The sequence below is a fragment of the Rhodococcus sp. NKCM2511 genome (assembly GCF_014905595.1).
GTDB lineage: Bacteria > Actinomycetota > Actinomycetes > Mycobacteriales > Mycobacteriaceae > Rhodococcoides > Rhodococcoides fascians.
The window spans coordinates 232182-254826 of the sequence record NZ_BNHJ02000001.1 but is presented as its reverse complement, the minus strand read 5'-3'; the positions used below and the strand labels follow the sequence as shown (position 1 = coordinate 254826).

Annotated in this window: 22 protein-coding genes and 1 tRNA gene; 9 read left to right on the top strand and 14 right to left on the bottom strand. The window is 65.4% G+C overall.

The features are described from left to right. Position 1: 1 nt before the first annotated feature. Complete coding sequence (gene meaB, locus JLZ96_RS01000) at positions 2–1000, top strand: methylmalonyl Co-A mutase-associated GTPase MeaB (protein ID WP_032365780.1); 999 nt, start codon at positions 2–4, stop codon at positions 998–1000. Here the strand turns inward: meaB and JLZ96_RS00995 are convergent. Beyond that, positions 977–2050: a nucleoside hydrolase gene (locus JLZ96_RS00995; RefSeq protein ID WP_201009366.1), complete on the bottom strand. Its 1074-nt coding sequence runs from the start codon at positions 2048–2050 to the stop codon at positions 977–979. The genes meaB and JLZ96_RS00995 overlap by 24 nt on opposite strands. After that, positions 2047–2517: an OsmC family protein gene (locus JLZ96_RS00990; protein WP_032365782.1), complete on the bottom strand. Its 471-nt coding sequence runs from the start codon at positions 2515–2517 to the stop codon at positions 2047–2049. The genes JLZ96_RS00995 and JLZ96_RS00990 overlap by 4 nt, the downstream gene beginning before the upstream one ends. 306 nt (positions 2518–2823) lie before the next feature. On the opposite strand from JLZ96_RS00990, the gene proP reads away from it, so the two are divergent. Then, on the top strand, positions 2824–4254 hold the full coding sequence (gene proP / locus JLZ96_RS00985; RefSeq protein ID WP_370878783.1) for a glycine betaine/L-proline transporter ProP: 1431 nt from the start codon (positions 2824–2826) through the stop codon (positions 4252–4254). Here the strand turns inward: proP and JLZ96_RS00980 are convergent. The 5 genes from JLZ96_RS00980 to JLZ96_RS00960 form a co-directional block, all read right to left on the bottom strand. After that, positions 4243–5571, bottom strand: coding sequence for a CoA transferase (locus JLZ96_RS00980; protein WP_236253800.1), 1329 nt, complete (start codon positions 5569–5571; stop codon positions 4243–4245). The two genes, proP and JLZ96_RS00980, sit on opposite strands and share 12 nt — an antisense overlap. A 5-nt stretch (positions 5572–5576) precedes the next feature. Continuing rightward, positions 5577–6842 (bottom strand): trans-acting enoyl reductase family protein, encoded by a 1266-nt coding sequence (locus JLZ96_RS00975; protein WP_167325807.1) that lies wholly within the window; start codon positions 6840–6842, stop codon positions 5577–5579. A gap of 38 nt (positions 6843–6880) precedes the next feature. Then, positions 6881–8377: a glutamate-cysteine ligase family protein gene (locus tag JLZ96_RS00970; RefSeq protein WP_032370522.1), complete on the bottom strand. Its 1497-nt coding sequence runs from the start codon at positions 8375–8377 to the stop codon at positions 6881–6883. Positions 8378–8511: 134 nt separating this feature from the next. After that, positions 8512–9975 (bottom strand): SDR family NAD(P)-dependent oxidoreductase, encoded by a 1464-nt coding sequence (locus tag JLZ96_RS00965; protein WP_201009365.1) that lies wholly within the window; start codon positions 9973–9975, stop codon positions 8512–8514. 142 nt (positions 9976–10117) lie between these two features. Then, positions 10118–10203: transfer RNA gene (locus JLZ96_RS00960), tRNA-Leu, on the bottom strand. A gap of 193 nt (positions 10204–10396) precedes the next feature. On the opposite strand from JLZ96_RS00960, the gene JLZ96_RS00955 reads away from it, so the two are divergent. After that, the gene (locus JLZ96_RS00955; RefSeq protein WP_080729261.1) at positions 10397–11755 is read left to right on the top strand and encodes a M20/M25/M40 family metallo-hydrolase; all 1359 of its coding nucleotides are present in this window, start codon (positions 10397–10399) and stop codon (positions 11753–11755) included. 16 nt (positions 11756–11771) lie between these two features. Continuing rightward, positions 11772–12299: a YbhB/YbcL family Raf kinase inhibitor-like protein gene (locus JLZ96_RS00950; RefSeq protein WP_027497057.1), complete on the top strand. Its 528-nt coding sequence runs from the start codon at positions 11772–11774 to the stop codon at positions 12297–12299. A gap of 63 nt (positions 12300–12362) precedes the next feature. Here the strand turns inward: JLZ96_RS00950 and JLZ96_RS00945 are convergent, their stop codons facing one another. From JLZ96_RS00945 to JLZ96_RS00935, 3 genes are all read right to left on the bottom strand, one after another. Then, positions 12363–13433, bottom strand: a complete 1071-nt coding sequence (locus JLZ96_RS00945; RefSeq protein ID WP_201010620.1) for a quinone-dependent dihydroorotate dehydrogenase — start codon at positions 13431–13433, stop codon at positions 12363–12365. A 92-nt stretch (positions 13434–13525) separates the two neighbouring features. Continuing rightward, positions 13526–13765: a DUF5703 family protein gene (locus JLZ96_RS00940; protein WP_027497059.1), complete on the bottom strand. Its 240-nt coding sequence runs from the start codon at positions 13763–13765 to the stop codon at positions 13526–13528. Positions 13766–13846: 81 nt separating this feature from the next. Beyond that, entirely contained in the window at positions 13847–14872 is a 1026-nt protein-coding gene (locus JLZ96_RS00935) for a YncE family protein (protein ID WP_027497060.1), read from the bottom strand. Here JLZ96_RS00935 and JLZ96_RS00930 point away from each other — a divergent pair. Continuing rightward, on the top strand, positions 14871–15404 hold the full coding sequence (locus JLZ96_RS00930) for a hypothetical protein (RefSeq protein WP_228139215.1): 534 nt from the start codon (positions 14871–14873) through the stop codon (positions 15402–15404). The genes JLZ96_RS00935 and JLZ96_RS00930 overlap by 2 nt on opposite strands. Here JLZ96_RS00930 and JLZ96_RS00925 read toward each other — a convergent pair. The 4 genes from JLZ96_RS00925 to JLZ96_RS00910 form a co-directional block, all read right to left on the bottom strand. Further along, positions 15379–16260 (bottom strand): heme ABC transporter ATP-binding protein, encoded by an 882-nt coding sequence (locus tag JLZ96_RS00925; protein ID WP_201009364.1) that lies wholly within the window; start codon positions 16258–16260, stop codon positions 15379–15381. The two genes, JLZ96_RS00930 and JLZ96_RS00925, sit on opposite strands and share 26 nt — an antisense overlap. Next, positions 16257–17324, bottom strand: a complete 1068-nt coding sequence (locus JLZ96_RS00920) for an iron ABC transporter permease (RefSeq protein ID WP_201009363.1) — start codon at positions 17322–17324, stop codon at positions 16257–16259. The genes JLZ96_RS00925 and JLZ96_RS00920 overlap by 4 nt, the downstream gene beginning before the upstream one ends. Beyond that, on the bottom strand, positions 17321–18325 hold the full coding sequence (locus JLZ96_RS00915; RefSeq protein ID WP_374758041.1) for a hemin ABC transporter substrate-binding protein: 1005 nt from the start codon (positions 18323–18325) through the stop codon (positions 17321–17323). The genes JLZ96_RS00920 and JLZ96_RS00915 overlap by 4 nt, the downstream gene beginning before the upstream one ends. A gap of 64 nt (positions 18326–18389) precedes the next feature. After that, a complete protein-coding gene (locus JLZ96_RS00910) occupies positions 18390–19322 on the bottom strand; it encodes an aldo/keto reductase (RefSeq protein WP_032365792.1) in 933 nt (310 codons plus the stop codon). 211 nt (positions 19323–19533) lie between these two features. On the opposite strand from JLZ96_RS00910, the gene JLZ96_RS00905 reads away from it, so the two are divergent. The 4 genes from JLZ96_RS00905 to JLZ96_RS00890 all read left to right on the top strand — a co-directional run bounded on the left by JLZ96_RS00905 (position 19534) and on the right by JLZ96_RS00890 (position 22644). Then, on the top strand, positions 19534–20364 hold the full coding sequence (locus JLZ96_RS00905; protein ID WP_374758040.1) for an undecaprenyl-diphosphate phosphatase: 831 nt from the start codon (positions 19534–19536) through the stop codon (positions 20362–20364). Between the two features lie 25 nt (positions 20365–20389). Then, positions 20390–21109, top strand: coding sequence for a histidine phosphatase family protein (locus JLZ96_RS00900; RefSeq protein WP_027497066.1), 720 nt, complete (start codon positions 20390–20392; stop codon positions 21107–21109). 135 nt (positions 21110–21244) lie between these two features. After that, entirely contained in the window at positions 21245–21835 is a 591-nt protein-coding gene (locus JLZ96_RS00895; protein WP_027497067.1) for a DUF3090 domain-containing protein, read from the top strand. Positions 21836–21870: 35 nt separating this feature from the next. Then, on the top strand, positions 21871–22644 hold the full coding sequence (locus JLZ96_RS00890) for an SCO1664 family protein (RefSeq protein ID WP_167325822.1): 774 nt from the start codon (positions 21871–21873) through the stop codon (positions 22642–22644). The last annotated feature ends 1 nt before the right edge of the window (position 22645 follow it).

The following is a 22645-nucleotide window of genomic DNA, read 5'->3' as shown; positions in this document are numbered from 1 at the left end:
TATGAACTCTCCGAACAAGGGCCGCGTCATCGACATCGATGCGGTGGCCGAGTCGGTCCGAGCGAACGAACGATCCGGGCTGGCGCGGGCGATCACGTTGGTCGAGTCGACCCGCGCGGATCATCGGGATCTGGCGCAGCAGTTGCTCCTTCGGGTGTTGCCCGACGCGGGCGGATCGCACCGGGTGGGCATCACCGGAGTTCCGGGCGTCGGCAAGTCGACGTTCATCGACGCGCTCGGAATGCGGTTGATCGAACAGGGCCACCGGGTCGCGGTTCTGGCCGTCGATCCGTCGTCGACGCGGACCGGTGGTTCCATCCTGGGTGACAAGACCCGCATGTCGCGCTTGGCCGTGCAGGAGAACGCGTACATCAGGCCGTCGCCTACCTCGGGAACGTTGGGCGGAGTGGCCCGGGCGACTCGGGAGACCATCGTATTGCTCGAAGCCGCGGGGTTCGACGTGATCCTGGTCGAGACCGTGGGCGTGGGCCAGTCCGAGGTGACGGTCGCGAACATGGTCGACTGCTTCACGTTCCTCACGCTTGCGCGTACCGGGGATCAGTTGCAGGGCATCAAGAAGGGCGTTCTCGAACTCGCAGATCTGGTGGCCGTCAACAAGGCCGACGGCAAGCACGCGACCGATGCGAAGAACGCGGCGCGGGAGTTGGCGGGTGCGCTACGGCTGATCTATCCACACGATGCGATCTGGAAGCCCCCGGTGTTGACGATGAGCGCCATCGAAGGCACCGGCCTCGACGAGTTCTGGAACACGGTGCTCCGCCACCAGCAGGTGCTCCGTGACGCAGGCGAGTTCGCCGAGAAGCGTCGCAAGCAGCAGGTGGACTGGACGTGGACGATGGTCAACGATCAGCTACTGCGTCGGTTGGCTCAGAGCCCGTCGGTGAAGGCAATTCGAGACGACGTGGAATCTCGCGTGCGCGACGGGTCGCTCACGGCGGCGTTGGCCGCTCAGGAGCTACTCGACGCCTTCGATTCCTGACGCCTGCTGTCCCCGCTGGGCGGGGTACAGAGTCGCCGCCAGCTCGCCGACGCGTTCGACGAGCTGATCGAAGAACGCCTGAGGATCGGCGTGGGTGGCGATGGCTGCGTTCGGAGGCTTGCCCCACATTCCGCGCCAATCCGCCACCGTCGTTCCGCGAGTGAGGGTTCCGACCAGTTCCACGTCCACGGTCGCGTGCCGGTAGGTGGCGATATCCGGTTGCACCGCCACTGCTGCGGCGAACGGATCGTGCATGTGGGCCAGGAAACCCTGATCGTGATCGCGATGGAATTCGAAGTAGAAGCGGACCGCGTCCGAGAAATGACGCACGATCGGGTTCGAGGCCGTCGATCGCGCCCCCGGCGCATCGGTCGACGAGATCAGCTCGGCCGGAACGCTTCCGGCGCGTTCACCGAGAAGGCGAATGTGCTCGGGTGTCATCTCGACGGTCTCGGTGATGTCGAGTGCGCACACGATCGGACGTCGGTCCTCGGGTAGTCCGGAGAAAGCGGCGAAGACCTCCGCTGCAGCCTCGGGGTCCACCGCGATGTTCCACTCGCTCGTCGGCGTCGTGTTGCCCTGATGCTGAAAAGCACCACCCATCAACACCAATCGCTTCAACAGCCGAGGCAACTCGGGGTCTCGGCGAACCGCCAGCGCGAGATTGGTCAGCGGACCGGTGACGAGACCGGTGATCTCACCCGGTCGCGAGCGAACCAACTCGATCCACATCGTGGTGGCATCGCGTGCGGACAGGTCCCGACTCGACACCGGCAGCTCCGCATATCCGATGCCCTGCGGTCCGTGCGTGTCCTCGGTGGTCATCAGTGGTGCCACCAACGGCACCTGCGCACCGAGCGACACTTCGATATCGGCCGCGCGGCACAGGTCGAGCCAGGCCAGGTTGTTCGCGGCGACCTGGTTCACCGGCACGTTACCGGCGGTGGACGCTATGCCGAGGATCTCGGCCTCGTCGGTGGCCAACAGGTAGAGCAGTGCGAGCGAGTCGTCGATCCCGGTGTCGACGTCGACGATCATCGGTACGGTCATGCGTTCACCTGAGTCGTCGGATTGTGGCGGACCGGGAAGTTGACCGATCGAGCGATGAAGCACTTGGCTGCGGCCTCGGCGTGCAGTTCCTCCGCACGGGTCACCATCGAGGAATCGGCGACCGTCACTACCGGAGCCAGGGTCACCTCGACGAACTGCCCCGAGCCGTCGGATTGCTCGGTCATGACCCCGGTGGGGGAGTCGACGTAGTCGGTGACGGTCACGTGCGACGCGGCGGCCAACCCGAGGTACCAGAGCATGTGGCAGCTCGACAGTGATGCCACGAGTAGCTCCTCTGGATTCCACCGCTCGGGATTGCCTCGAAAGCTCGGATCGGAACTGGCCGAGAGATCGGGTTTTCCGGGTGCCGTGACGAGATGATCGCGGTCGTATGCGGCTGCATTCGCCGTCCCGTGTCCGCGATTGCCGGTCCAGCTCACGGCCAGGGCGTAGTCATGGGTGGGCATGGGTCCATCGTGCCAGGCCGCCGTCCACCGTCGTCACGCACGCCGAGGAGACCTGTCCGTATTGCGATCAATGCGCCAATTGTCAAGGTAGTGACCAAGATTCGATCGACCGTCCTCTACCTGGGGGAATGTACGCTCGTGCGTGCCAATGTCCGTTTCGGCGTTTGTCTGCTGGTCATTGCGCTCGCTAACGTTGCTGCAATGACGGTTGCGCAAGGTCCAGAATCGCCCGAGTCGTCACCCCAGATCCCGAAATGGGGCCAGCGCCACGTACAGCGTCTGCGGCGTGACGCATTCTTCAAACGTATGCGTCGCAAGCCGGCGATGTCGGAAGAAAGCATCACGGTCGTGGACCAGCCCATGCTCAAGCGGGCCGTGTCTGCAGCGGCACTGGGCAACACGATGGAATGGTTCGACTTCGGTGTGTACGGCTATCTGGCCGCGACACTGGGCAAGGTGTTCTACCCGGACGCGTCACCCGCAGTCCAGCTGCTGTCGACCTTCGCCACGTTCGCGGCCGCGTTCGTAGTACGGCCACTCGGTGGACTGTTCTTCGGCCCTCTCGGCGACCGCATCGGACGCCAGAAGGTCCTGGCCGCCACCATGATCATGATGTCGATCGGTACGTTGGCCGTCGGCCTGATTCCCAGCTACGACTCGATCGGAATCTGGGCTCCCATCCTGCTGCTCGTCGCCCGCCTGGTTCAGGGGTTCTCGACCGGTGGTGAATACGGCGGTGCCACGACCTTCATCGCCGAATATTCACCCGACAAAAGACGTGGTTTTCTCGGCAGTTGGCTCGACTTCGGCACTTTCGTCGGATACGCGATGGGGTCCGGATTGGTGACGATTCTCAATGCGGTACTGGGCGACGCCACCATGATCGAATGGGGCTGGCGCATACCGTTCTTCATTGCCGGACCGATGGGCATCATCGGTTTGTACCTGCGCCTCAAGCTGGAGGACACCCCCGCGTTCCGCAAGCAACTCGACGAGCACGACTCCAAGGTCAAGGCGCAGGAGACCGGACGCAGCTCGATCGGAAAGATCTTCACGGTCCATTGGAAAGCACTGCTCATCTGCATGGGAATCGTGTTGCTGTACAACGTCACCAACTACATGGTGACCTCGTACCTGCCCACGTACTTCACCGAGGTCGTCGGTCGCAGCCAGCTCAGCGCCGATCTGCTGGTCCTGTCCGCGATGGTCGTGGTCGTGTCCATCATCGTGGCCGTCGGTCGGCTGACCGACCGAATCGGCCGCAAGCCGGTGTTCGTGTTCGGTGCCATCGGACAGATAGTCCTGGCCATCCCGTGCTTCCTGCTGATCCAACGCAGCGGATGGATCGGGCCTCTGATTGCGTGCCTGCTACTGGGAGTGGTGCTGGCGTGCTTCGCCGCACCCAGCGCCTCCACCTTGCCTGCACTGTTCCCGACGCGCGTGCGCTACGCCGCACTGTCGATCGGATTCAACCTGTCGGTGTCCATCTTCGGCGGCACCACACCGCTGGTCACCTCGGCCCTGGTCAGTTCCACCGGCAGCACCATGATCCCGGCCTACTACCTGATCATCAGCGGCGTCATCGGTCTGATCGCCGTCGGTTTCCTCCGCGAGTCGGCTACTCAGCCGCTCGATGGTTCTCCGCCCCAGGTGGATTCGACCGAAGAGGCCAAGGATCTGTACACCGAGGCTTCTGCGCTGACCGGGAGTAGCTCTGCAGATCGGTCAGCGCGGTAACCAACCGGCCTCGTCGCTACCCCAGACGTGAGCCGGGTACGCGTAGTCGGAGTAGCAGTCGAACACCGGTCTCGCTGCCGTCACCGAGCCGTGCGTGACCACGCACTCGGGTGGCGGTAGCGCGGCGGGGCCGTGTTCGGGGTTGCGCCCGGGAAGACCGGTCAGCCACGCCGCGGTTCTGGCGAGCGCTACGTCGACCGGTGCCGCAGTGCCCGACCCTTCTACGCGCGCCGCCAGTTCCGAGACGATTCCGGCAGCCAGCAGATAACCGCTCGCATGATCGAGCGCCTGAGCCGGGAGCCGACCGGGCCGACCGTCACGGCCTTCCAGAACAGAGATACCGCTCGCAGCCTGAACGAGGCTGTCGAAGCCCCGCCGCCGCGACCAGGGACCCTCTGTGCCCCATGCGCTGATGCGCCCGTGGACGAGGTCCGCCCGGTGTTCGAGGCGGAAACGATCGAGGGCCCCCGGCCGATACCCGGTGACGAGCACGTCGGCCGAGTCGAGGAGCCCGAGCATCCGATCGAGTCCCTCCGCCGTGTCCAGGTCCAGCAGGGCCGACCGCTTGCCCTGGCCGTTCTCCAGATGCTGCCAGGGCAGTTCCGGGTGCCGGGGCGAATCGACACGGAGCACGTCGGCACCGAGAAGTGCGAGAGCGCGCGTAGCGACAGGACCGGCAATCACCCGCGTCAGATCGAGCACCCGGATACCCGCCAACGGGTAATCGGCACCCCGCGGCCGAAGTGACGGACGCAGCCGGAACGACGGAATGCGCACTCGGGCAGCCGGATCGGCCGCACCTCGTGTAACGACCGGACCGGAGCTCGCGGCAATACCAGCGGGGTGAGCGGACCATTGTTCTTCCGTGCGGACCCGCACGGCCAGAGCGCCCGACGCCGCGCACAGCTCTTCGAGCTCGAACCCGGACATTCCGCGGAGTCGATTGCCGAACACGTCGATCGACTCCGCCGAGCCGGCGCCACCGAGGCCCACCACACCGAGCAATGCCTTTCGGTGGTGTGGGTAGTTGGCGTGGGTTCTCACCCAACCGTCGGACACCGGGAAGAAGCCGGACAGATCGGCGAAACCCTGCACCGGCTCGCCGTCGATCCGCAACACGGTGTCGCCCATGAACGACGCGGCGATACGCGCCATGGACGCTGTCGGCGTCACCGTCTCGGATTCCGTCGTCACCGATCCCAGCGCGCTTTGCAACTGGGCGACGGCGGTGCCGAGGGCACCGACCGACTCGGCGGCGAGCGCCGCGACCGGAAGCGTCGATGCGAGATATCCAGTGGTGCCCGGCGTTCCCTGCACCGCAATCAGTTCCGCTTGGCCCAGATCTCCATGCCGGCCGCATTCAGACGGTCCACCAGAACGTCGCCCATGGCGGTTGCGGGAGTGAGAACTCCGCTGGCTTTCGGCAGTGCGTCTTTACCGAGAACCAGCGCGAGTGCGGACTCGGCGAGCATGACCGCCGTCGCCTTGTAGCCGGGGTCGCCGGACGCCTTGACCCGGGCCCGGTATCGCGCCCCGGACGTCGTCAGGGTGTACAGATCGACCGTGAAATGGCCCTTCTCTCGGGCCTTTTCACTGGGGCCGCTACCGGGCTTGGGCAGGATGCGATCGAGCACCTTGCCCGGCAGTACCGTCATGGCCGACACTCCGACGAACAGTCCTGCCGACAGTGCACCGGCGAGCACCGGGCTGACGACGGACGAGCCGACGCTCATCACCTCGCTGTACCGGAACTGCTTTCCGTAGGCCCAGTCTCGAAGTGCATTGGTACGCCGCACGACTCGTGTGTTGTACGAGGCCATCACGAACGGAGCCTTCCACCCGCGCAGGCTCGGATCGATCTTCTTTCCGTCGATGAGCACGGTATCGAGTTGGCGGCCGAGCTGGGGCTCGAGGCTTCGATCGGGGCTCAGCGAATACGGACGGGCCGCGATGCGTCTGGCCCGCTTGTCCTTCTTCATGGCCTCGATCTGACCACGGAGCGAGTCGACGGTACCGCCACTGACCCCGCCCGACATCGAGGTGACCACGAGCGTGGTGTCGGTGAGTTCGCCCGCATTGTCGGCCGTGACGGCCTCGTACAAAGCGTGGACACCGATGTCGGACGGAACCGAGTCGAACCCACACGAGTGGACGATCCTGGCACCGGTACGTTGTGCGATCTCGTGGTTGGTGTCGATGCTCTCGCGAGCGAAGAGCACCTCGCCGGTGAGGTCGACATAGTCGGTTCCGGCCTCGGCGCACGCAGTCGCCAGTGGCATGCCGTACTTGGCATACGGGCCGACCGTCGTGATGACGACTCGGGTCGATTCGGCCATGGATCGCAGCGCAGCGGTGTCGGCGGCGTCGGCTTCGATGACGGGCCAGTTCTGGGCGGTGGGTCCCAGTTCCTTTCGCGCTGCCTCGATGCGTCCGGTGGACCTGCCTGCCAGCGCGATACGGGTGTCGGCAGGCGCGTGTTCGGCGAGGTATTTCGCCGTCAGCTTTCCTACGAATCCGGTGACGCCGTAGACGACGATGTCGTGGGTGCGGTCGGGGCCTGAGGTGAAATCCGAGTCGGACGTAGTCATGGTTACGACACTAACGCGGACGCCGCCGGCAGCGTCGGCTAGTGGGTCCAGGTGTGCACGGGTTCTCCCGTGTCCATCCTGTCCACGTAATCTCCCAACATCCCCGCGAGAGCCTGCTCCCGAGTGTCGCCGGCCCGTTCGCGCGCGACGACGGCGGCTCGCTGCCACCCCGAACCCGACTGCTTGGCCAGGCACCGCGCTTCGATAATGCCGAGATAGCGGTCACGTACGGCAGAGTCGACGCCGTACGCGGCGAGACCGGCCTCGGCCATCGGAAGCAATCGGCGCAGTACCAGCTCCTGCGGACTCACCCAGCCGACCTCGGGCCAGTAGAGCATCGAATCGAACCCGCCGCGCGCTGCGGAGTGCACGTTCTCCTCGGCGGCATCGAACGACATCTGCGACCACAGGGGCCGATCGGCATCGGCGAGAGCCCGTACGGTGCCGTAGTAGAACGCGGCATCGGCGAGGGTGTCGACGACTGTCGGTCCGGCAGGTAGAACGCGATTTTCGAGCCGGATGTGGTGCCCGTCGCCGGATCGATCGTAGATCGGCCGGTTCCACCGGTACACGGTTCCGTTGTGCATCCGCAGTTCCGACAGCGACGGTGTATCACCTCGGGCCAGAGCGGCTTTGGGGTCCTCTTCGCTGCACACCGGGAGCAGGGCGGGGAAGTAGCGCGAGTTCTCCTCGAACAGGTCGAAGATCGAGGTGATCCATCGCTCCCCGAACCACACTCGCGGGCGAACTCCCTGGTTCTTGAGTTCCTGCGGCCTCGTATCGGTGGCCTGCTCGAACAACGGTATGCGGGTCTCGTGCCACAGTGCACGCCCGGCGAGGAACGGCGAGTTCGCGGCGAGCGCAACCTGAACACCCGACAACGCCTGTGCGGCATTCCAATACGACGCGAACTCGTCAGGGGCGACTTGCAGATGCAGTTGGACGGACGTGCAGGCCGCTTCGGGCAGAATCGTGTCGGTCACGATATCGAGGTTCTCGGCGGCCGCAGACCCGGGCAGACGCACGCCCGCGATCTTCAGTTCGATGTCCTCACCACGGGCGGCGAAGATCTGCTGGTTCAGTAGGTCGTATCGCGGATTCGCCGACAGCCAGCGGTGTTCGAAGTGTTCCTTCGTCAGAGTCGGGAGCATGCCGATCATGGCAAGTCGACTACCCGAGCCACGGGCCCGCTCGTCGGCAGCATTCAGCGATCGCCGCAGATCCGTCTCCAACTCGGCGATCGACGAGCCCCGCAGCGGTCGAGGATCGACGTTGATCTCGATGTTGAACTGGCCCAGCTCGGTCTGATAATCGGGATCGGCGATGGCGTCGAGTACCTCGGCATTGGCCATCGACGGTGCCATGTCCTCGTCTACGAGGTTGAGCTCGATCTCCATGCCGATCTGGGGTTCGCCGACCTGGAACGTCTCGTCGGCCAACATGATGGCCAACGCGTCGAGACAGTCCTGAACCTTCTGCCGAAACTGGTGTCGGTCCTGTCTGGTGAACTTTCGGCGTTCGACATCCTCGCCCATGGTGACCGCCTAACGCTGTGTCTCGGTGCCGTTCGCTCACGCGAGACGGCGTCGTTTCCGAGTATCGCAGCCCGGGGTTGCTCCGGGGCATCCACGTGCAGAATCGCCCGGAGGAACGACCCCGGGGCCGATCGTCACCAGGGCGAGGGCTGGTAGTCCTTGAGGAACGAGCCGTACAGATCGACTCCGAGTTCGCCCTGCACGATGGGGTCGTACACCCGCGCAGCACCGTCGACCAGATCCAGCGGCGCGTGGAAGCCCTCGTCGGCCAGCCGCATCTTGGTGGGGTGCGGGCGCTCGTCGGTGATCCATCCGGTGTCGACGGCGGTCATCAGGATGCCGCTCTCCACCATCTCCTTGGCACTGGTGCGAGTCAGCATGTTCAGAGCCGCCTTGGCCATGTTGGTGTGCGGATGCCCCGGGCCCTTGTATGCCCGACCGAACTGACCCTCCATGGCAGAAACGTTGACCACGTACTTGCGTCGAGCCTGCGACGCCTCCATCGACGCGCGCAGGCGTGAGACGAGAATGAACGGTGCCACGGAATTGCACAGCTGCACTTCGAGCAACTCGACCGGATCGACCTGCTCGACGGTGTGAATCCAGCTGTTGGTCTCGGCGAGGTCGGGCACCAGGCCGCCCGCGTCGATCGCCAGTCCGTTCTCGATGCGCTCCGCTGTCACCGAACCCGCCACCATCGCCAGAGATGCGACGTCGTCTGCGCTCAGAGTCGCCGAGACCTGCTGACCGCCGATCGCCGTGGCCGGCAACGAGCTGGCCAACGACGCAGGGTGGGCGTCGCTGGTCTTGCCGAACGTGATCCGTTCCGGCCCAGCACCGTCGGTCAGTGCCGCGGGCAACGGTTCCGCTTCGGCGTCGGCCAGCGCGCTGTACGAGCCGGGGGAGCGCTTGACCGTCTGCGCAGCGTTGTTGATCAGGATGTCGAGCGGTCCCTCGGCGGCGACCGAATCGGCAAGTGCCACAACCTGAGCGGGGTCTCGTAGATCGATACCGACGACGCGCAGGCGGTGCAACCACTGATCGCTGTCGTCCATCGCAGCGAACCGGCGCACGGCATCGTTGGGAAAACGCGTGGTGATCGTCGTGTGTGCGCCGTCGCGGAGCAGCCGGAGGGCGATGTACATGCCGATCTTCGCCCGACCTCCGGTCAGCAGTGCTCGCCGGCCGGACAGGTCGGTTCGTGCGTTGCGTTTGCCGCGGTTGAGCGCCGCGCACTCGGGACACAGCTGGTGGTAGAACGAATCGACATCGGTGTAGCGCTGCTTGCAGATATAGCACGGGCGCGCCCTGATCAAGGTGCCCGCGATCTCACCCTCGGCGCGCGAGGTGAGGGACAGACCTGCGGTCTCGTCGTCGATACGATCCGGGGATCCGGTCGCCGTGGCCGCCACGACTGCCCGGTCGGCTGCGCTGACGGCGTTCCGTGCGGCAACGCGTCGAGCACGCTTGAGATCTTTGAACATGGCACCGGACGCCCGCTGGACGGCGATGGAATCCGGATGGTTCTTGTCCAGCTCGGCGGCTTGTGCGAGCACCCGCAGACACGTGTCGAGATCGGTGGGGTCGATCGAGTCCATCTTCAGTCTCCTAGCATCGGCCCGGTCGAGCCGTCGACGTGAGAACAACGAAAAAGACCCCGATTCCGAAGAATCAGGGTCAGTTTCGTCTGTCTCAACTCAGATCTTTGAAAATCTTTGTCTGTGAACAACATTCAGACGGTGTCCGAGGGGGGACTTGAACCCCCACGTCCGTTAATAGGACACTAGCACCTCAAGCTAGCGCGTCTGCCATTCCGCCACTCGGACATGTGCGACCGTTGCCGCATATTCTCTTGTTGCTCTCACAGCTGGTCGCTGTGCGCTGCGTAAGATTATCCGACGGGTTCCCGATAACCCAAATCCCCACGTCAGTTCATGCGTCGAGCGGTTTTCGGTGGTGCCCCGGCCCCTCGGTGATGGTAGGAACGACGATGTGGCAAACGATTCGAACGATCCCGAAGTGAGCAATGCCCGAAGCCGAGGAGAACGCGCTCCCACCGTCGCTCTCGACGAAGTGGTGGAGCTGGTCAGCTCTCTGATCAGATTCGACACCTCGAACACCGGCGAACTCGACACCACGGTCGGCGAGAAGGAATGCGCCGAATGGGTGGCGAGCAAGCTCGAAGAGGTGGGGTACGAGACCGAGTACGTCGAATCCGGTGCCCCCGGACGCGGCAACGTCTTCGCTTGGCTGCGCGGCGCCGACTCGTCCCGTGGAGCTCTGCTCGTACACGGACACCTCGACGTCGTCCCGGCCGAGCCGGCCGACTGGAGTGTGCACCCGTTCTCCGGAGCCGTCGAAGACGGCTACGTCTGGGGTCGAGGTGCCGTGGACATGAAGGACATGGTCGGGATGGCACTGGCGCTGGCCCGCCAGTTCAAGTCGAACGGCACGGTTCCGCCCCGCGACATCCTGTTCGCGTTCCTCGCCGACGAGGAGGCAGGCGGCAAGTACGGATCGCACTGGCTGGTCGACAACCGACCGGATCTGTTCGAGGGCGTCACGGAGGCAGTCGGCGAAGTCGGCGGGTTCTCTCTGACGGTCGCTCGACCTGACGGCACCGAGAAGCGGCTGTACATGGTCGAAACCGCCGAGAAGAGTCTGGCGTGGATGCGGCTGACCGCGAAGGCGCGGGCCGGACACGGATCGTTCCTGCACGACGACAACGCCGTGACCTACCTGGCCGAGGCCGTCGCGAAACTGGGCAATCACACATTCCCCCTGGTGCTCACCGAGTCCGTATCGCAGTTCTTGCAGGCGGTCTCCGAGGAATCCGGACTCGACTTCGATCCGACGTCACCGGACATCGACGGGACACTGCTCAAACTCGGCAGCATCGCCCGCATCGTCGGCGCGACCCTGCGCGACACGGCGAACCCCACGATGCTCTCGGCCGGCTACAAGGCCAACGTGATCCCGCAGACCGCGACGGCCGTGGTGGATTGCCGCGTGCTGCCCGGACGCCAGGCGGCCTTCGAGAAGGAGGTCGACGAACTGATCGGCCCGAATGTCGAACGGGAATGGATCACCAAGCTCGAACCGTACGAGACCACGTTCGACGGGGATCTCGTCGACGCGATGAACGACGCGGTCCTCGCGCACGACCCCAACGGCCGCACCGTGCCGTACATGTTGTCCGGCGGCACCGACGCAAAGGCGTTCGCACGCATCGGAATTCGTTGCTTCGGGTTCGCTCCGCTCAAGCTTCCGCCCGAACTCGATTTCGCGGCGTTGTTTCACGGCATCGACGAACGAGTACCCGTGGAGTCGTTGGAGTTCGGCACACAGGTGCTCGAGCACTTCTTGATGCACAGCTGATACGAAAGGAACCATCGTGGCGTACAACCCATACGACTCGCTTCCGGACCTACCGTCCTTCGAGTTGACGTCCGAGGATGTGCAGGACGGCAAGCCCCTGAAGGCCCAGCAGGTCAGCGGAATCATGGGAGCCGGTGGACACGACAACTCCCCGCAGCTGTCCTGGTCCGGGTTTCCCGAGGGCACCAAGAGCTTCGCGGTGACGGTCTACGATCCCGACGCACCGACCGCCTCGGGGTTCTGGCATTGGGCCGTGGCGAACATTCCGGTCGAGACGACGTCGCTGGTCTCGGGAGCAGGCGACGACGGTGGTACCGGGGTGCCCAGTACGGCCGTGACGCTGAAGAACGACGCGGGCCTGTTCCGGTACATCGGTGCGGCCCCGCCCGCAGGACACGGCCCACACCGCTACTTCATCGCGGTGCACGCGGTGGACGTCGATCGGCTCGAGGTCGACGAGACGGCGACCCCGGCGTACCTCGGGTTCAACCTGTTCTCGCACGCCATCGGACGTGCCGTGATCACGGGTACCTACGAGGCCTGATCTGGGTCTCGTCGTGCGCGTTTTGCGTACCTCTGGGTACGCAAAACGCGCACGACGGGGGTGTCAGTGCCTGTTCTCCGAACCCACTGCGTCGGCCAGACGAGCGAATCCGTGCTGCTCGAGTCGGGACAGCAGACCACGGTTGATGTTCCTGATCCACAGCGGTCCGCCGTAGATGAACCCGGTGTATCCCTGCACCAGGGACGCACCGGCAACGATGCGTTCCCAGGCCTGCTCTTCCGTTTCGATTCCTCCCACCGAGATCAGCGTCAGCTGCGTCCCGACCCGGCGGTAGAGGCGCCGAATGACGTCCAGCGAGCGAGCCTGCAGTGGAGCACCGGACAGCCCGCCTGCACCGATGGCCGCGACCGCCTCCGCGTCGGTACGGAGTCCGTCGCGAGAGACAGTCGTGTTGGTCGCCACGATGCCGTCGAGGCCGAGTTCGACAGCCAGATCAGCGACGGCGTCGATGTCCTCGTCGGACAGGTCCGGCGCAATCTTGACTAGAACCGGCACCGACACCACCGACTGCACGGCAACCAGAATCGGCCGCAACGATTCGACGGCCTGCAGATCCCGTAGACCCGGCGTGTTGGGGGAGCTGACGTTGACGACGACAAAATCTGCCAGGGGCCCCAGCAAGCGGGCGCTGGTGGTGTAATCGGCGGCGGCGTCCGCCGGCTCGACGATCTTCGTCTTGCCGATGTTCGCACCGATGGGAATCCGCGTTCTGCGCAAACGCAGTTTCGCGGCCGCGTACTGCGCACCGTGGTTGTTGAAGCCCATCCGATTGATGATCGCGCGGTCGAGAGGCAGCCGGAACAGACGAGGCGTCGGATTGCCGGGTTGCCCCTGCGCAGTCACGGTGCCGATCTCGGCGAACCCGAACCCCAGCGGGGCCCACGCATCGATGCCATCGGCGTTCTTGTCGAACCCGGCCGCAAGCCCGAGGGGTGCCGGAAATTCGATTCCGAATGCCGTCGAACGCAACCGCGGATCGTCGACGACGAACAGTGCACTTGCCAGCTTGCGAAGCGGAGGAAGCGCCGCAACAGCCCTGAGAACACCGAACGCGAGGTGATGAATCCTCTCCGGTGATACGAGGAACATCAGGCGCAACAGGACGCGGTACAGACGGTCTCCCACGGTCTTCTTTCCGGTCGGTACTTCAGGGTCGGTACTTCAGGGTCGTTGTTCGGAGTCGATCGGTGCTGCCGTCGAGCCGGTCAGATTCCGGGCTCCGGCACATGATGGGCGGTTTTCTTGCGCTTGAGCAACACGCGGCGACTTCCGTCGGTGTACAGACGTACCCGAGACAGCTCCCAGCCGCCGAATTCGGCCTGAATCGCGAGCCGCATCGATGCGGTCACGCGAGTGACGTCCGGTGGCAACCGGAGAGGGACGTACTCCCAATCGTCGGACGGGGACACCTCCCACCCGACGGGCATCTTCGCTCGGCCCGGCATCGAATTCTCGTGTGCGTTCACGTGCCTCCACCATTCTCGAGGGTCGTTCCTGCGGGTACCGTCTCCTGCCGATTCAGCAGGTCAACGGCCCGCGGCGGGGATGCGCTGCAGCCCGTCCCCGGTCGCCGATCCCACGTACAGATCGCCGGTATCCGCGTCGACGGCAACCGAGTTCGGCTGTCGCACAGTGGGCAACCGTTGCGCCTCGACCGGAATTCCGGTGTCGAGTGTGTACCCGACCACCTCGTTGCGAGCCGGCAAGGTGACCCATGCAATACCGGATTGTTCATCGTAGGCGATCGCCCAGGGCGCGGACCCGACCGGAAACCGTTGCCGCATCAGCAGATCGTGCGAGGTGAAGACCAGCAGCTCGGTGCCGGTCGAGTCGGTGACCAGAAGTCGTCCGTACTCGTCGCTGGTCATCTCGGCGGCGCCTTCGCCCGCGCGCAGGGCCACACCGAGTGTGTCGTCGTCGAGGTTCAGATCGGTGATCGAGGTCTGGCGGCGATCGAGTACCGAGACACCGTCCGGTGTGCTGGCCAACGCGTCGGCAGAGGTCACGCCCGGTCCGGAGACGGTGCTCGTCACCTGTCCGGCGGCGTCGAGAATGCGGATACGCCCGGTGGCGTCACCCACCGCCGTGGTGCCGTCGGGTAGATCGGCAGCCGACAGAGTCCGGCCGTCGACCGGAGTATCGGTGCGCTGAGCGTCTGCCACGGTGATCCGCGAGAGAACTCCGTCCATCGGAACCAAGACACTCGAGTCGCGTCCGGCGACCAGCTCTGCAGCGGATCCGCCCAGATCCACCACGCGGGGCTCGCTCGACGCCTCCCCGTCCACCAGGCTCACGGTGGTCGACGCGTCGGTCAGGGCAACCAGAGTGCGCGTTGCAGAATCGAAAGTCAGTGCGTCCACGGGAGCGAAGGCGCGGACGACTCCGGCCGGAGCCACTGCAGTCGCGGGGGACAAGGCAGGCGGCTGCGGCTCGACGGAGATCTCGTCGGCGTTCTCGTCCTCGCTCGAGCAGCCACCCAAACCGACGAGTGTGACGACGGCGAGCGCGGACGCCACTGCCGTCCTGGCCGTACGTGCCGACGGTGTTCGCATGGAACCGAACCTACTTCCTGTGGTGACTGCCCCTGGTAAGGCGCTGCCACATCTGTACCAGCGCGCGTCGACCTCGGCGAAATCGACAGCCCGGGACTCGGTGCCGTTCGTCGGGGGCGCGGAGACGGTAGCGTGTTCGATCGGTATCGAATTCGTGAACGAGCACGACATGGGAGCGGATGTGGGATCCGAAGGAACGCACTTCGTGGTCGAGGAAGTGAATGCGGGTACGCACGCCAACGGCTTCGGCAGAACAGACGACGGACGCGCGTTCGCGTTCAGAGTGCAGCGCAGCACGCTCTACGTGAAGATCTATCGGGCCGATGTCGTGTCGGCCGTTCCGGATCGAACCGAAGTGGACGCCGTCGCCGAGCACTCGGTCACCGAGATCGATCTGACCGACGAACGCAGCATCATCGGGGTAGTTCGTGACGCAGTCGCTCATGCTCAGCAGCTGTCGGATGTGTCACTGCGAGACACGGCAGTCCGGGCCTTCTTCAATCGCGTCAACTCTGCGCTGGAGGGTTTCTGAACCCTGGTCGTTCCGCAGGCTTCACTCCTGCCCCCCGCTTCGGAATCACCAGTTGCTCACCGGTGACGGGGTGGTCGAAGACATCGACCGGGTGTCGGTAGATCCGGCCGAGCCGCTCGGCGGTGAGAACCTCCCGGGGCGGTCCTGTAGCCACCAGCTCGCCTGCGTCGAGAATCGCGACCCGATCGGCGTAGGCCGCAGCAAGACCCAGATCGTGCAGTACGACAACCACGGCACGACCGGACACGGCCAGTGAACGCACCACGGCCATCACCGACTCCTGGTGTCCCACATCGAGCGCCGCGGTGGGTTCGTCGAGCATGATCGTGGCGGTGCGCTGTGCCATGACACGGGCCAACGCGACTCGGGACTGCTCACCGCCGGACAGGGAACCGAACGGACGTTCGGCGAATTCGGACACGTCGCAGGCGGCCATGGCGGCGGCCACCTGCGCGTCGTCCTCGCGTACCGCCGACGTTCCGGTCCACGGAGCTCGGCCCATCCGCACGATCTGCTCGGCGGTGAATGCGAACCCGATCGCGTGCTGTTGCGGGAGCACGGCGCGTCGTCGCGCGAGGTCGACCGGCCGGAAGCGGGACAGTGGTCTCTCGCCGAGCAGTACCGATCCGGAACTGGGCTCGGTGTCTCCGGACAGGACCGACAGCAACGTGGACTTACCCGCCCCGTTCGGGCCCACGAGAGCCAGAATCTCTCCGACGACGACCTCGAGATGCACGTCGTTCAGAACGGCCCGGTCACCGCGGTGTGCGCCGACCCCCACGGCGACCAGGGTGCGTGAACCCGCTGTCGGGTCGGCAGGAATGTCGGAACGGTGTCCACCGAACTTCCCGATCATGCCCAGCCGCCCTGACGAGCCCGGGTGCGGCGCAGCAGCCAGAAGAAGAACGGTGCGCCCGCCAACGAGGTCACCATCCCGAGCGGAAGGTCGACGTTCGCCACGAGCGTCCGCGTGACGAGATCGGCCCCGAGGAGGACCACGCCTCCCGCGAGTGCGCTGGCAGGGATGAGTACCCGGTGCGCCGGACCGAGCACCATGCGCATGGCGTGGGGTACCACCAGACCCACGAACAGGATGATCCCGGTGAACGCCACTCCGGACGCGACGAGCACTGCGACGACCACGATGGCGAACTGACGCAGGCGCTCGACGTTCACGCCGAGATGGCGCGCCACGTTCTCACCGAGTGCGAGCAGGTCCAGTCGGCGGGCGATCATCGACGACGCTCCGATCCCGACCAAGGCCAGCGGACCGACCACCGCGACCGACTGCCACGTGGCACCGGCAAGGGATCCCAACTGCCAGAAGACGATCTGGTCGCGAGCGGCCGGGCTGGCGATGAACGTGAAGAACGCGATCACGCCGCCGGCGAACGCATTGACGGCGACTCCGGTGAGGATGAGGGTCACCACCTCGGTTCGGCCGGCATTGCGAGCCAGGAAGTAGACCGCAATCGTGGTGACGAGTCCGCCCACGAAGGCTGCGAGCGCAACGGTCCAGACCCCGGCAAAGCTGCCGCCCAGGACGAAGACCGAGCTCGCACCGACAGCCGCGCCCGACGACACGCCGACGACACCGGGTTCGGCGAGAGGGTTGGCGAACACACCTTGGAGCAGTGCACCCGCGCATCCCAGACAGGCACCGACGAGCATCGCGAGGGTCAGCCGAGGAAACCGGACCTGCCAGAGGGTCACCTCGCCGCTGGGGTGAGCGGGCAGCGGGCCGATGTCGAGGCCCACCCGATGCGTCAGACTCCCCAGAACTTCCGCCGGAGTCGTCGGTACCTGCCCTACGACAGCCGACACCAAGGCCAGGACCAACAGCGCGACCGCCAGCGCGACGAATGTCGAGACCACTCGCGTCGTACCCGACCGCGAGCGTGCAGACGACACGTCGCTCATGAGGCAGGTTCGTAGACGGCCTTCGACAATGCAGCCAGCACCTTTCCGGTGTTCGGACCGAAACTGAGAACGGTGCCGTCGTCCATGTCGACCACCCGACGCTGCTGGCCGGCGGGCGTCTGCGCGATACCGGGTATCTGCTCGAGCCCGTCGATCCCGCCGATCGATTGCAGCCCCTTGGTCATCATGAGAATCACGTCGGGTGCCGCAGCGATGAGTGCCTCACTGGTCACCGGGACGAACTGTTCGGTCAGACCCGATTCGACCCCTGCATCCCGAGCACCGATCGCCTCGATGAGAGCGTCCGCTCCGGAACCCGGACCGGCGAGCATCTTGATCGCCGGACCACGCATGTACAAGAACGCAACCTTCAGCGGCTCGTCGGATCGGGGCGCGTTCTGTGTCGCGGCGGCAATCTCTTCGGTTGCCCGTTGCGCCAGTGCGGAACCGGCGTCGGGAACCCCGAGAGCCGCCGCAACAGCGTCGATCTGTCCTGCTACCCCGGCCAGAGTTCGAGCGGGGTCGAAGTAGACGACCGGAATTCCCGCGGCCCGAATCTGATCCTGGACAGCGCGCGGGCCGATGCTGGTGTCGGTCAGGACGACCGTCGGCGACAGCGCGAGAATGCCTTCGGCACTGAGCGAGTGGCCGGTAGGGGTGACGTCGGGTACGTCTGCTGCCGCGGGAAACGACGCCGAGGTGTCGCGCCCGACGAGATTGTCGCCGAGTCCGAGCGCGAACACCGTCTCGGCGAGGGTGCCGTACTGGTCGGCCGCCACGATCCTGCTGTTGTCCGAAACCGTGACGGGCACGCCGTCGAAACCGGTGACGGTGACCGGTAGTGCGGCGGCCGGATCGACCGCGATGGGCTCCGGATCAGGGTCGTCGACGACGGCGGTGCGGGGGCCGATCGTGCCGGAGTCCGGTGCCGCGGAGTTGTTCACCGAACACGACACCAGCAGTCCGGCCGTCAGCAGCGCGGCGGCGAGGCGTTTGACGATCACGACCATAGGTTAGCCTGCCCGACCTTCAGGTGACCTCACCCAGGCCGAGCGGCACCTGCGATCAACCGCTGACGTCGTCCAGGGCCGACGTGATGGCCGCCGGCAGTTCGAGCTCCTCGGCCATCAGAGCACCCATCAACTGGGCCAGATCGCGGGCACCGACGATCGCACTGCTCACCCCGGGACGATCACGGGCCCACGCAAGGGCGACGACCAGGGGAGAGGTGGCAAGACCATCGGCGGCCGTGACCGCCGCATCGACGACACCTACCGCCGAGTCGGTCAGGTACGCATTCACCGCGTCGGCGTGTAGCTCGTCGGCCCCGCGCGAATCGGCCGGAATCCCGTTGCGGTACTTACCCGTCAGGACACCACCCGCCAGGGGAACCGCCGCGAGGATGCCGATGCCGTGGTGCAGGGCGGCGGGAACCAGTTCGTCCTCGATCCCACGGGCCAACAGTGAGTACTCTGCCTGCGTCGACACGATCCGTCCGATACCGGCCGCACCGGCAGCCGTGGCCAATTGCCAGCCCAGATAGCCGCGGGCGCCGGTGTAGCGAACCCGTCCACTCGAGACGGCGTAGTCGAGTGTCGCCGCCACCTCGTCGACCGGGGTCATCGGATCCCACGTGGCCACCTGCCACAGGTCGAGATAGTCGGTACCGAGCTCCCGCAGCGTTGCGTCCAACTGACCGAGCAGTCCACGCCTCGAGCAATCGACGTGATACCGGCCGTACCGCGAACCGACCCCCGCGGCACTGCTGATCACCAAGTCCTGCCGAGGAACCACATCGTCGAGCAACTCCGCGAGTACTCGCTGAGCTCGACCGTCGCCGTACGCCGGAGACGTATCGACCAAGGTGCCGCCCGCCTCGGCGAACGCCGACAACTGCGCCGCAGCGTCGTCCCCATCGGTCCCGCTGCCCCACCCGAGAGTGCCGAGGCCGAGCCTCGACACCCGAAGTCCGCTGGTGCCGACCGATCTCTGCTTCATATGTGCCGAATGTCCTTTTGCCTGTGATCGTCGGGTTCGTACTGGCCTGCCGCCAGTGCACAGTAGTGCGCGGCGCCGCTCGGTGTGTGAGTGCCGCGCCGGGTACGGTCGTCCCCGTGAATCGCGAATCCAGGGGGCGGGCACTCGCCCACGCGCCGGCAACAATCGAATCGTCCACTTCGACGCTGGGACGGGGCGCCGCATGATCGACATGACGTGGCTGCAGGCGATGATCCTCGGCGCAGTCCAGGGACTGACGGAATTCCTTCCCATTTCCTCTTCCGGGCATCTGCGAATCGTGTCGGGGGTCTTCTGGAACGAGGACGCCGGCGCGTCGTTCACCGCGGTGACGCAGCTGGGTACCGAAGCCGCTGTCCTGCTGTTCTTCTGGCGCGACATCGTCAGAATCATCAAGGCCTGGGTCGTCGGATTGCGCAGGAAAGAAGAACGGGGTCTCGACTACCGCATGGGGTGGTACGTGATCATCGCCACCATCCCGATCGGCATTCTGGGTCTGTTGTTCAAGGATCAGATCCGCACCGGTGCGCGCAATCTGTATCTCATCGCGTTCATGCTGATCGCTTTCGCCGTAGTCATCGCCGTCGCGGAGAAGCTGGGCCGTAAGGAACGGCCGATCGAGAAACTCACCACCAGGGACGGCATCGTCATGGGCCTCGCTCAATGCCTGGCGCTGATTCCCGGAGTGTCCCGCTCCGGAGCCACCACCAGCGCTGGCCTGTTCCTCGGACTCGAACGCGAAGCTGCAGTGCGCTTTTCGTTCCTGCTCGCCATCCCGGCCGTCACGGCGTCCGGCTTGTTCTCGCTGCCCGACGCCTTCGAGCCGGTCGGCTCCGGCCTCGCCGCGTCGGGACCACAGCTGCTGGTGGCCACGATCATCGCGTTCGGCCTGGGTTATGCCTCGATCGCCTGGCTGCTCAAGTTCGTCGCGAACCATTCGCTGTACTGGTTCGTCGGTTACCGCATCGTGCTCGGTGTCGTTGTTCTGGGTCTGCTGGCCGGCGGGGTTGTCTCGGCTACGTGAACCGTTCCTCGTTAGGCTCGGAGCAATGACAGTCATCTTGCTTCGCCATGGACGTTCGACGTCGAACACCGCGGGCACGCTCGCAGGTCGGAGCGAAGGGGTGGAGCTCGACGACCGGGGCCGAGAGCAGGCACAGGCGGTTGCCGAACGGCTGGGGGTCCTCCCGGTCGTGGAGATCGTGCGCTCTCCGTTGTTGCGGTGCGAGCAGACCGTGGAACCGCTGGCCACTCGGTTGGGGCTGACTCCGATGGTCGAGGACAGGATCGTCGAGGTCGACTACGGACAATGGACCGGTCGAACCATCAAGGAGCTGCTGGCCGAGCCGCTGTGGAAGGTCGTTCAGCAGCATCCGTCCGCGGCGGTGTTCCCCGAAGGCGAAGGCTTGGCTACGGTGCAGCAACGCGCGGTCCAGGCGATACGGGAGCACGATGCGCGGCTGGCCGCCCACCACGGCCGGGATGTGCTGTGGGTGGCCTGCTCTCACGGGGATGTGATCAAGTCGGTGCTGTCCGATGCGATGGGTGCCCATCTCGATTCTTTCCAGCGGATCGTTGCCGATCCGGCGTCGATCAGCGTCGTGCGCTACACCTCGACTCGGCCGTTCGTGTTGCGGACCAACGACACCGGATCCGACTTGAGCGTGTTCGTGCCGAAGGCGGAAGAGCCGACGTCCGACGAAGCAGGCGCGAAACCCGACGTTGCAGACTCGTCCGATGCAGTGGTGGGCGGCGGCGCGGGCACCTAGAGATGCCGGTTCGCCGCCGATCTCCCGATCGGTGGCAGGCTGGAGGGCGAGCAATACCGTCCACGGTCGATCTGTGGCCGATAATGGAAGTTCGCGATTCGTTTCGCGGAGCTTTTCGAGTCGTTAGGAGGTGCAATGCCGCGCGCCATACACGTTTTTCGCACCCCTGATCGTTTCGTCGCCGGGACCGTAGGTGAGCCGGGTGACCGAACGTTCTTTCTCCAGGCGGTGCACGATGCCCGAGTGGTCTCGGTCGCGTTGGAGAAGCAGCAGGTACAGGTGCTGGCCGATCGAATGGGACTGCTGCTCGAGGAGGTGCAGCGTCGCTTCGGTACCGATGTGCCGACCGAGGAGGCCGAGACACTCGACACCAGCCCGTTGGTGACCCCGATCGACACCGAATTCAGGGTCGGCACGATGGGGTTGGGTTGGGACGCCGACGCCAATGCCGTCGTGGTGGAGTTGTTGGCCGTCAGTGAGGTCGAGGTCGACGAATCCGTCGTGCTCGACGACACCGACGAGGGCCCCGACGCGGTTCGAGTGTTTCTGACACCCGTTCAGGCTCGCGAGTTCGCAGCGCGGTCCGAGCTGGTCGTGGCAGCCGGCCGAGCGCCGTGCCCGCTGTGCGGCCTGCCGCTCGCCCCCGAGGGACACGTCTGCATCAGGACGAACGGCTACCGCCGCGGTGCCACCTTCGGTCCGGTGACAGAGGTCGACGAGTCTTGACCGTCGAACTACCTCCCTTCGAGGGCCGCGAGACCATGGAGACCGGCGAGCTGACTGTCGTCGGCCGGGTGGTTTCGGCGTCCAACGCCACCCTCGTGTGCGAGGCGGGCGACGGCGACTCGGCAGTGCGGTGCGTGTACAAACCCGTGCGCGGAGAGGTGCCGCTCTGGGACTTTCCCGACGGCACCCTCGCCGGGCGGGAGGTGGCGTCGTACGAGATCTCCGAGGCGCTCGGGTGGGGCGTGATTCCGCCCACGGTGCTGCGCGACGGTCCGTTCGGTCCCGGCATGGTGCAGAAGTGGATAGATACTCCCGAGGAGCGGGTCGAGGGCCGCGTGGACCTGGTCGACATCTGCCGTCCCGATCTCGTTCCGGCGGGCTGGATTCCGGTGTTGCAGGCCTACGACGGCGATGGCGAAGAGATCGCTCTGATCCATGCCGACGATCCACGCCTGCAGCGGATGGCGGTTCTCGACGTCATTCTCAACAATGCAGATCGCAAGGGTGGGCATGCCCTCGAAGGTCTCGACGGTTATGTCTACGGGGTGGATCACGGCATCTGCCTGCACGCCGAGAACAAGCTGCGCACGGTTCTCTGGGGGTGGGCAGGTCAGGCGGTCGACGATGCTCTGATGGCCGACGTCGTGCGGTTCGTCGAGACCTTCGACACCGTCATCGCTCCACGGCTGGTCGGCAAGATAACGCTGGCCGAAACCATTGCGGTATTGGATCGGGCCCAGCAGCTGATCGCGCGCCCGGTCATGCCGGAACCTCGATCGAGCAGACCGATACCGTGGCCCGCCTTCTGAA

Bases quoted from the DNA above. Each gene is read 5' to 3' on its own strand.
- meaB (WP_032365780.1), top strand. From the start codon at position 2: ATGAACTCTCCGAACAAGGGCCGCGTCATCGACATCGATGCGGTGGCC.
- JLZ96_RS00995 (WP_201009366.1), bottom strand. From the start codon at position 2,050: ATGACCGTACCGATGATCGTCGACGTCGACACCGGGATCGACGACTCG.
- JLZ96_RS00990 (WP_032365782.1), bottom strand. From the start codon at position 2,517: ATGCCCACCCATGACTACGCCCTGGCCGTGAGCTGGACCGGCAATCGC.
- proP (WP_370878783.1), top strand. From the start codon at position 2,824: ATGCGTCGCAAGCCGGCGATGTCGGAAGAAAGCATCACGGTCGTGGAC.
- JLZ96_RS00975 (WP_167325807.1), bottom strand. From the start codon at position 6,842: ATGACTACGTCCGACTCGGATTTCACCTCAGGCCCCGACCGCACCCAC.
- JLZ96_RS00970 (WP_032370522.1), bottom strand. From the start codon at position 8,377: ATGGGCGAGGATGTCGAACGCCGAAAGTTCACCAGACAGGACCGACAC.
- JLZ96_RS00965 (WP_201009365.1), bottom strand. From the start codon at position 9,975: ATGGACTCGATCGACCCCACCGATCTCGACACGTGTCTGCGGGTGCTC.
- JLZ96_RS00940 (WP_027497059.1), bottom strand. From the start codon at position 13,765: ATGCCGGGCCGAGCGAAGATGCCCGTCGGGTGGGAGGTGTCCCCGTCC.
- JLZ96_RS00930 (WP_228139215.1), top strand. From the start codon at position 14,871: ATGGAACCGAACCTACTTCCTGTGGTGACTGCCCCTGGTAAGGCGCTG.
- JLZ96_RS00935 (WP_027497060.1), bottom strand. From the start codon at position 14,872: ATGCGAACACCGTCGGCACGTACGGCCAGGACGGCAGTGGCGTCCGCG.
- JLZ96_RS00925 (WP_201009364.1), bottom strand. From the start codon at position 16,260: ATGATCGGGAAGTTCGGTGGACACCGTTCCGACATTCCTGCCGACCCG.
- JLZ96_RS00920 (WP_201009363.1), bottom strand. From the start codon at position 17,324: ATGAGCGACGTGTCGTCTGCACGCTCGCGGTCGGGTACGACGCGAGTG.
- JLZ96_RS00910 (WP_032365792.1), bottom strand. From the start codon at position 19,322: ATGAAGCAGAGATCGGTCGGCACCAGCGGACTTCGGGTGTCGAGGCTC.
- JLZ96_RS00905 (WP_374758040.1), top strand. From the start codon at position 19,534: ATGACGTGGCTGCAGGCGATGATCCTCGGCGCAGTCCAGGGACTGACG.
- JLZ96_RS00900 (WP_027497066.1), top strand. From the start codon at position 20,390: ATGACAGTCATCTTGCTTCGCCATGGACGTTCGACGTCGAACACCGCG.
- JLZ96_RS00895 (WP_027497067.1), top strand. From the start codon at position 21,245: ATGCCGCGCGCCATACACGTTTTTCGCACCCCTGATCGTTTCGTCGCC.
- JLZ96_RS00890 (WP_167325822.1), top strand. From the start codon at position 21,871: ATGGAGACCGGCGAGCTGACTGTCGTCGGCCGGGTGGTTTCGGCGTCC.